At 56.7% G+C, this 6,346-nt stretch carries 6 protein-coding genes; 1 reads left to right on the plus strand and 5 read right to left on the minus strand.

Going from position 1 to position 6,346, the window contains the following annotated elements:
* Positions 1-121 precede the first annotated feature (121 nt).
* Genes hofQ through pilM form a run of 5 tightly spaced genes read right to left on the minus strand, consistent with a single transcriptional unit; the run spans position 122 to position 3,531 of the window.
* Complete coding sequence (gene hofQ, locus FHW71_RS23645) at positions 122-1,381, minus strand: DNA uptake porin HofQ (protein WP_154194054.1); 1,260 nt, start codon at positions 1,379-1,381, stop codon at positions 122-124.
* Positions 1,326-1,703 (minus strand): HofP DNA utilization family protein, encoded by a 378-nt coding sequence (locus FHW71_RS23650; RefSeq protein ID WP_179453228.1) that lies wholly within the window; start codon positions 1,701-1,703, stop codon positions 1,326-1,328. Before FHW71_RS23650 ends, hofQ begins: the two co-directional genes overlap by 56 nt.
* Positions 1,693-2,187 carry a hypothetical protein gene (locus FHW71_RS23655; RefSeq protein ID WP_179453229.1) on the minus strand — a complete coding sequence of 165 codons (495 nt, stop codon included), beginning with the start codon at positions 2,185-2,187 and terminating at the stop codon, positions 1,693-1,695. The genes FHW71_RS23650 and FHW71_RS23655 overlap by 11 nt, the downstream gene beginning before the upstream one ends.
* Positions 2,180-2,722 carry a PilN domain-containing protein gene (locus FHW71_RS23660; RefSeq protein WP_179453230.1) on the minus strand — a complete coding sequence of 181 codons (543 nt, stop codon included), beginning with the start codon at positions 2,720-2,722 and terminating at the stop codon, positions 2,180-2,182. Before FHW71_RS23660 ends, FHW71_RS23655 begins: the two co-directional genes overlap by 8 nt.
* Positions 2,722-3,531, minus strand: a complete 810-nt coding sequence (gene pilM / locus FHW71_RS23665) for a pilus assembly protein PilM (RefSeq protein ID WP_179453232.1) — start codon at positions 3,529-3,531, stop codon at positions 2,722-2,724. Before pilM ends, FHW71_RS23660 begins: the two co-directional genes overlap by 1 nt.
* Positions 3,532-3,680: 149 nt before the next feature.
* On the opposite strand from pilM, the gene mrcA reads away from it, so the two are divergent.
* A complete protein-coding gene (gene mrcA / locus FHW71_RS23670; protein ID WP_179453231.1) occupies positions 3,681-6,227 on the plus strand; it encodes a peptidoglycan glycosyltransferase/peptidoglycan DD-transpeptidase MrcA in 2,547 nt (848 codons plus the stop codon).
* Positions 6,228-6,346: the final 119 nt, after the last annotated feature.

A 6,346-nucleotide genomic window follows, 5' to 3' on the forward strand; every position in this document is an offset into this window, starting at 1 on the left:
AACGTCATTCGGAAGGTTATTCTGCCGCGTTCCGTTACACCGTTTTGAAAATCGCTAAACCTTGTAAGCTAATTCCAGCCCTGCGTCAACGCAGTTGGCCTCACAGAGCGAATTTTCCGCTTTATCCGGCAGTAAGCGCTGCTTCCCTGACCAGTCGGGGAGTAATAAAGATCACCAGCTCCTTTTTCTTCTGCTCATCGGTTTGCTGGCGGAACAAATTGCCCAGTAACGGCAGATCGCCAAGCCCAGGCACGCGTTTTTCGCTCTGCGAACGCTGCTGCTGGAAAATGCCGCCCAGCGCTAAGGTTTCGCCATCACGCAGCGTTACCTGAGTCTCGATCTCCTGCTTATCAATACTCAGCACCTGATTGTCGCCAATGTTTAGACTGCGTCCCGGCAAGTTCTGACTCAGCCGTAATTTGAGCTGGATGCGGCCATTTCCCAGCACCACAGGCGTCACCTCCATGCCTAAAACCGCTTCCTTAAATTCAATGGCCGTCGCGCCGCTGTTGCCTGATTTCACCTCATAAGGGATTTCCGTGCCCTGCTTGATGCTGGCGGTTTGCTGATGCGAGGTAAATAAGCGCGGACTGGCGATGATTTCGATTTGGTTCTCCTGCTCCAGCGCGCTCAACTCGAGGTTGAGCAATTCGCCGCTGACCTGGCCCAACGTCACACCAGCGCGAAATGCCGGATTGCTCACCGCCAGTGGAATCTCGAGCAGCGGGTTGCGAAGCGCTTGCGTCACCACTTCTGCCGGTGACGTGCCCCAGTTCACGCCCAGCTCACGCAGATGCTCTTCATTGATGGTGACGATGTGCGCGGTGAGCTCAACCTGCTCGAGCGGTAAATCCAACGCTTTTAACCAGCGTTCGGTGTCACGCAGCGCTTCAGCCGTGTCACGCAGCAGCAAACTGTTGGTGCGGCTATCGACCGTGACGCTACCGCGCGGCGTCATCAACGAACGCTCGGCTTGCAGGCTACGATAAATATCGCTGGCGCTGGCGTAATGTAGCGTCACGGTTTGTTGCTCCAGCGGCGTTTGCTGTTTTTCCTCCTCGCGTTCCTCCTTTTCCTGTTGCACCTGTAGCTGTTGCCAGCTTTCCGGGTAGACCAGCAAAACGCCCTCTTCCTGCACCACGGTGAGTTTTGCCAGCTGTGTGACCAGAGCAAGTGCACGATCCCAACCAACATTATCTAATCGCAGCGACAGTCGACCTTCAACGCCCGGCGCAATCAGCAGATTGGTCTGCTGATAATCGGCCAGCGCCTGCAAAATACGTTCAACTGGCGCATCATCAAACGTCAGGCTTAATCGGTCGCCATTAGCGCGCAGCGGCATGCTCAGACACAGCAGCATCAGTAACGTCATCCATTTCATAGAAACCTCCTTTTATTACCCATGTGATTTGCTGCGGCTTGCAGCTTTGTGCTGCACTCAACACCAGCGTGCGCGACGTAAGCTGCACGACCTGCCAGGGCGGCTGCGGAAAAGGTGCTTGATCATTCAGCCGATGGCTTTTGCCTTGTGGCGACACCAACCACGCCACGTAGTGCGGCGCCGTGCCAATAATGCCCTGCAAACGCCAGCCTGCTGGGGCAGCAACCTGCGCCTGACACAGCGTTTCTGCCAGCGGCTGGAAAGGGTCGCGCGCTAACGCCAGCGAGCTACAGAGCAATAGCAGTAATGCGCTACTCCGCATCGTCACTCTCCAGCCAAAGTTGCGTGTTCAATACGCCCTGCTCGGCTTGCAGCTGAAAGCGTTGTGGCACCGGTAATCGGGTGTTGGCTAATTCGCTAAACAACGGCAGAAATTGCGGCCAGGCAAGCCTTAACTGCAGCTGTTGCGGCTGGCTATCCGGATGCCAGGCTTCCAGCTGATTGCCGTGTGCCGCCACGATTCGCTCCAGCGTTTGCTGAGCGTCTGCATCCTTCTTAGGTTGCTGAAGCAGACTAATCTCGCTCTGCAAGGCATCAATCGCCGGAAGTGAAGCCAGCTGTTTTAGCCGCTGTTGCTGCTGTTGCCACATCTGTTCCAGCTGCCGCGCTTGCGCTTCACGCATCTGCTGCTGCGGACGAAGCAGCACAATCCACATCAGCGCAAACAGCAGCAGCGATAACATCAGCAGCCAAACCATACGCAGTGGCAGCGTTAGCATCAGCCAGCGCTGCAGGAGTTCATTCATCTGCTACCTCCTGCACACGCGCATGTAAAGCAAAGCGATAGTCGCCACCCGTCTCGCGCTTTACACTGCCCTGCTTTACGCTGCTGAACAGCGGCTGGGTGATCAGCTGATGACGAAAATCACTGACCGCCGCCATGCTCTGCGCCTGCCCCTCCAGAACCAATTGCCCTTGCCGGCGTTCGAGGCGATTCAGCCACAAGGTGTCAGGCATTAACTGCGGTAGTTGCTGCCAAAAATGCTGCCAGCGCTGATGCTGCTCTTGCCGCTGCAGCTGTTCCTGCTGCGCCTGAAGCAGTGATTCACGCAGCTGGAACAGCGATTGCTGCTGTTCTAGCTGTTGCTGCAGCGTGTTGAGGATAAAGGTGATCTCCATCAGCGCGTCCGTCTGTTGCTGCCGCGTACTGACACCGCGCCACCACAGTAATGAGAGGATGAGCAAAGTCACCGCCAGCGTGAGCAATAGCAGCGAGATGCTCTGCTGGCGCCGCCGCTGCGATTGCTGGATGCGCCAGGGAAGCAGGTTTACCGCCAGCATCAGATATCCTCCGGGCGCAGCGCCAGCCCAAGCGCGATGGCAAAAATACCTTCCTGCGCAGGCAGCGGCGGTTGCAGGTAATGCAGCAGCGAAAAGGGTTTACAGCGTTTAACCTGCTCCTCGGGCAAAACCAGGTTTGAGGTGCAGAACACGCTTTCCATCTGCGGGAAGGTTTCGCGCAGTTGCGCAAGGTTGAGAGGTTCGGTGGCCGCGCCTGAAGTGGCACTTTCACCCGCCAGCGTCCACAGCCAGTGATCGCTTAGCGGATGAATCAATAACTGGTTGTGGCGTAACGGCAGCCGCATGGCGATCTGCGTCAGCGCCAGGCTGCTCAGTTCGAACACGTCCGGGCGCAGACCGGCCTGCTTGAGCGGCGTCAGCCATTGTGCAATCACCTCACGCCGCGCGGCGGTGACGCACAGCGAAGAATCTTTGCCCGGCGATCGATAATCCAGCGACAGCGAAGCGGGCTCGACGGGAAACAGGCGCTGTGCGGAAGCCGCCACATAGCGCCCCAGCGCGGGCTCACGCAGCGAGGTTTCCGGCATGGGCAAAGTGCGTTGCAATACCAACTGCGGCGGCAGGCCAACGCGCAGTGAATAGCGTTTCGGCAGTTGGCGCTGCCAGCGCCCTAACATATCCAGTAACGCAGGCGTGGTTTGCAGCACGCCGTTTCTTAACGTATCTTGCGGCAGCGTTTGTTGCCACCAGTGTCGCAACTGCCAACCATGACGTCGACGTTCGATGCCAAGGGCGCACAGTTGCCCGTTTTGGATGTCCAGTCCAATTTGCCAGCGCTGAAAAGCCATACGCATGATCTCCTTATCATTGAAGGTAATGAGCTCCAATACCCGGCCAACTTCAATTATTGCGGGTATATCAAAGCGTCAGGCTTGTCTTTATACTACCGCGCGGTTGCTTATAAACTGCTCAAACGACAACAGATGGGAATTCTCAGGTGAAGTTCGTAAAGTATTTATTGATCCTTGCAGTGTGTTGCATTTTGCTGGGAGCCGGCACGGTTTATGGTTTGTACAAATACATAGAGCCGCAGCTGCCTGATGTGAACACATTGAAAGATGTGCGCCTGCAAACTCCTATGCAGGTTTACAGCGCGGATGGCGATTTGATCGCCCAATACGGCGAGAAGCGCCGTGTCCCGCTGACCCTACAACAGATGCCGCCTGAGTTAATCAAAGCGTTTATTGCCACCGAAGATAGCCGTTTCTACGAGCATCACGGTGTCGATCCGGTGGGGATTTTCCGTGCAGCCAGCATTGCGCTGATGTCCGGTCACGCCTCGCAGGGCGCCAGTACCATTACTCAGCAGTTGGCGCGTAACTTCTTCCTCAGCCCTGAACGCACCTTGATGCGTAAGATTAAGGAAGCGTTCCTCGCGATCCGTATCGAACAGTTGCTGAGCAAAGATGAAATTCTTGAGCTCTATCTCAACAAGATTTATCTCGGCTATCGCGCGTACGGCGTGGGCGCGGCGGCGCAGGTCTACTTTGGTAAACCTATTGATCAACTGTCGCTGAGTGAAATGGCGATGATTGCAGGATTGCCAAAAGCCCCTTCGACCTTCAACCCGCTCTACTCTCATACGCGTGCGCTGGCGCGTCGTAATGTGGTGCTGGCACGTATGCTTGACCAAAACTACATCACGCAGCAGCAATATAACGACGCGCGTAACACGCCGCTGGCGGCCAGCTATCACGGCCCGGAAATCGCTTTCTCTGCACCATATTTAAGTGAAATGGTGCGTCAGGAGATGGTGAAGCGTTACGGCGACAGCGCTTATGAAGATGGCTACAAGGTTTACACCACCGTTACTCGCCATCTGCAGGAAGCTGCGCAGCAGGCGGTGCGTAACAATGTGATGGCGTACGACATGCGCCACGGCTATCGCGGACCGACCAACGTGCTGTGGAAAGTGGGCGAAGCGAGCTGGGATCAAACCCGCATCCAGAACGCGCTGAAAAATCTGCCGACTTACGGACCGCTGAATGCGGCGGTAATCACCAGCGCCAGCGCCGATCAAGCCACGGCAATGCTGAAAGATGGCAGCAGCGTCACGCTGAATATGGCGGGCGTGCGCTGGGCGCGTGCTTACAAATCTGACACGCTGCAAGGCCCAACGCCACGTAGCGTGACGCAGGTGCTGCAAGCTGGTCAGCAGATTTGGGTGCGTAAAGTGAATGATGATTGGTGGCTCGGCCAGGTTCCGGCGGTGAACTCCGCACTGGTGTCACTCAATCCAGAAGATGGTGCGGTTCGCGCGCTGGTCGGCGGCTTCGACTTCAACCAGAGCATGTTCAACCGCGCGACCCAGGCGCTGCGCCAGGTGGGCTCCAACATCAAGCCATTCCTGTATACCGCAGCGATGGATCGCGGTTTAACCCTGGCATCAATTCTCAACGACGTGCCGATTTCGCGCTGGGATGCCGGTGCGGGTGCTGACTGGCGTCCGAAGAACTCACCGCCTACTTATGCGGGTCCAATCCGTTTGCGTCAGGGTTTGGGCGAATCGAAAAACGTGGTGATGGTGCGTGCGATGCGTGCGATGGGCGTGGATTACGCGGCAGAATATCTGCAACGTTTCGGCTTCCCGGCGCAGAACATCGTGCATACCGAATCGTTAGCGTTAGGCGCGGCGTCCTTTACCCCAATGCAGGTGGTTCGTGGCTACGCGGTGATGGCGAACGGCGGCTTCCTGGTCGACCCGTACTTCATCTCCAGGATTGAGAACGAACAAGGCGGCGTGATCTTTGAAGAGAAACCGAAGATTGCCTGTCCGCAGTGCAACTTGCCGGTAATCTATGGCGATACCAAAAAGTCGGTCGCGCTGAACGAAGAGAGCGTCGAGAATGTCGCGACCTCCGATCAATCGCAGAATCAAACTGTGCCGCAGCCAGAGCTGGAGCAAGTTCCTGCCCAGCCGCAGCCGGGTGGCGAGCAGCAGTATGCACCGCACGTGATCAACACGCCGCTGTCATTCCTGATCAAGAGCGCACTGAACACCAACATCTTCGGCGAGCCAGGCTGGATGGGAACGGGCTGGCGTGCCGGTCGTGACCTGAAGCGTAATGATATCGGCGGAAAAACCGGTACCACCAACAGCTCGAAAGATGCGTGGTTCTCCGGTTACGGTCCGGGCGTGGTGACGTCGGTGTGGATTGGTTTCGATGATTCACGCGCGCTGGGTCGCTCAACCATGTCCGGCGCGATTCCGGATCAGATTTCCGGTTACGAGGGCGGCGCGAAGAGTGCGCAACCAGCGTGGGATGACTATATGAAATCCGCGCTGGAAGGCGTGCCGGTGCAGCCGCTGACACCGCCAGATGGCGTGGTCACCGTCAACATCGATCGCGGCACCGGCAAGTTGGCCAATGGCGGCAACTCGCGTCAGGAGTACTTCATCAACGGCACGCAGCCGACGGAGTATTCGGTGCATGATGTGGGCACCACCATCATGGACAACGGCCAAAGCCACGAACTGTTCTGATCAAAAAAGCCGGCAAATTTGCCGTAATGCCGATCAGTTAAGGATCAGTTGAACGATCCAGTGGCTGTGTAAGAATCCGGGAACGTTTCGTTTCCGGATTTTTTTATGCAGCTCCGTCA

Origin of the sequence: Enterobacter sp. Sphag1F (assembly GCF_014193275.1) — a bacterium.
GTDB lineage: Bacteria > Pseudomonadota > Gammaproteobacteria > Enterobacterales > Enterobacteriaceae > Pantoea > Pantoea symbiotica.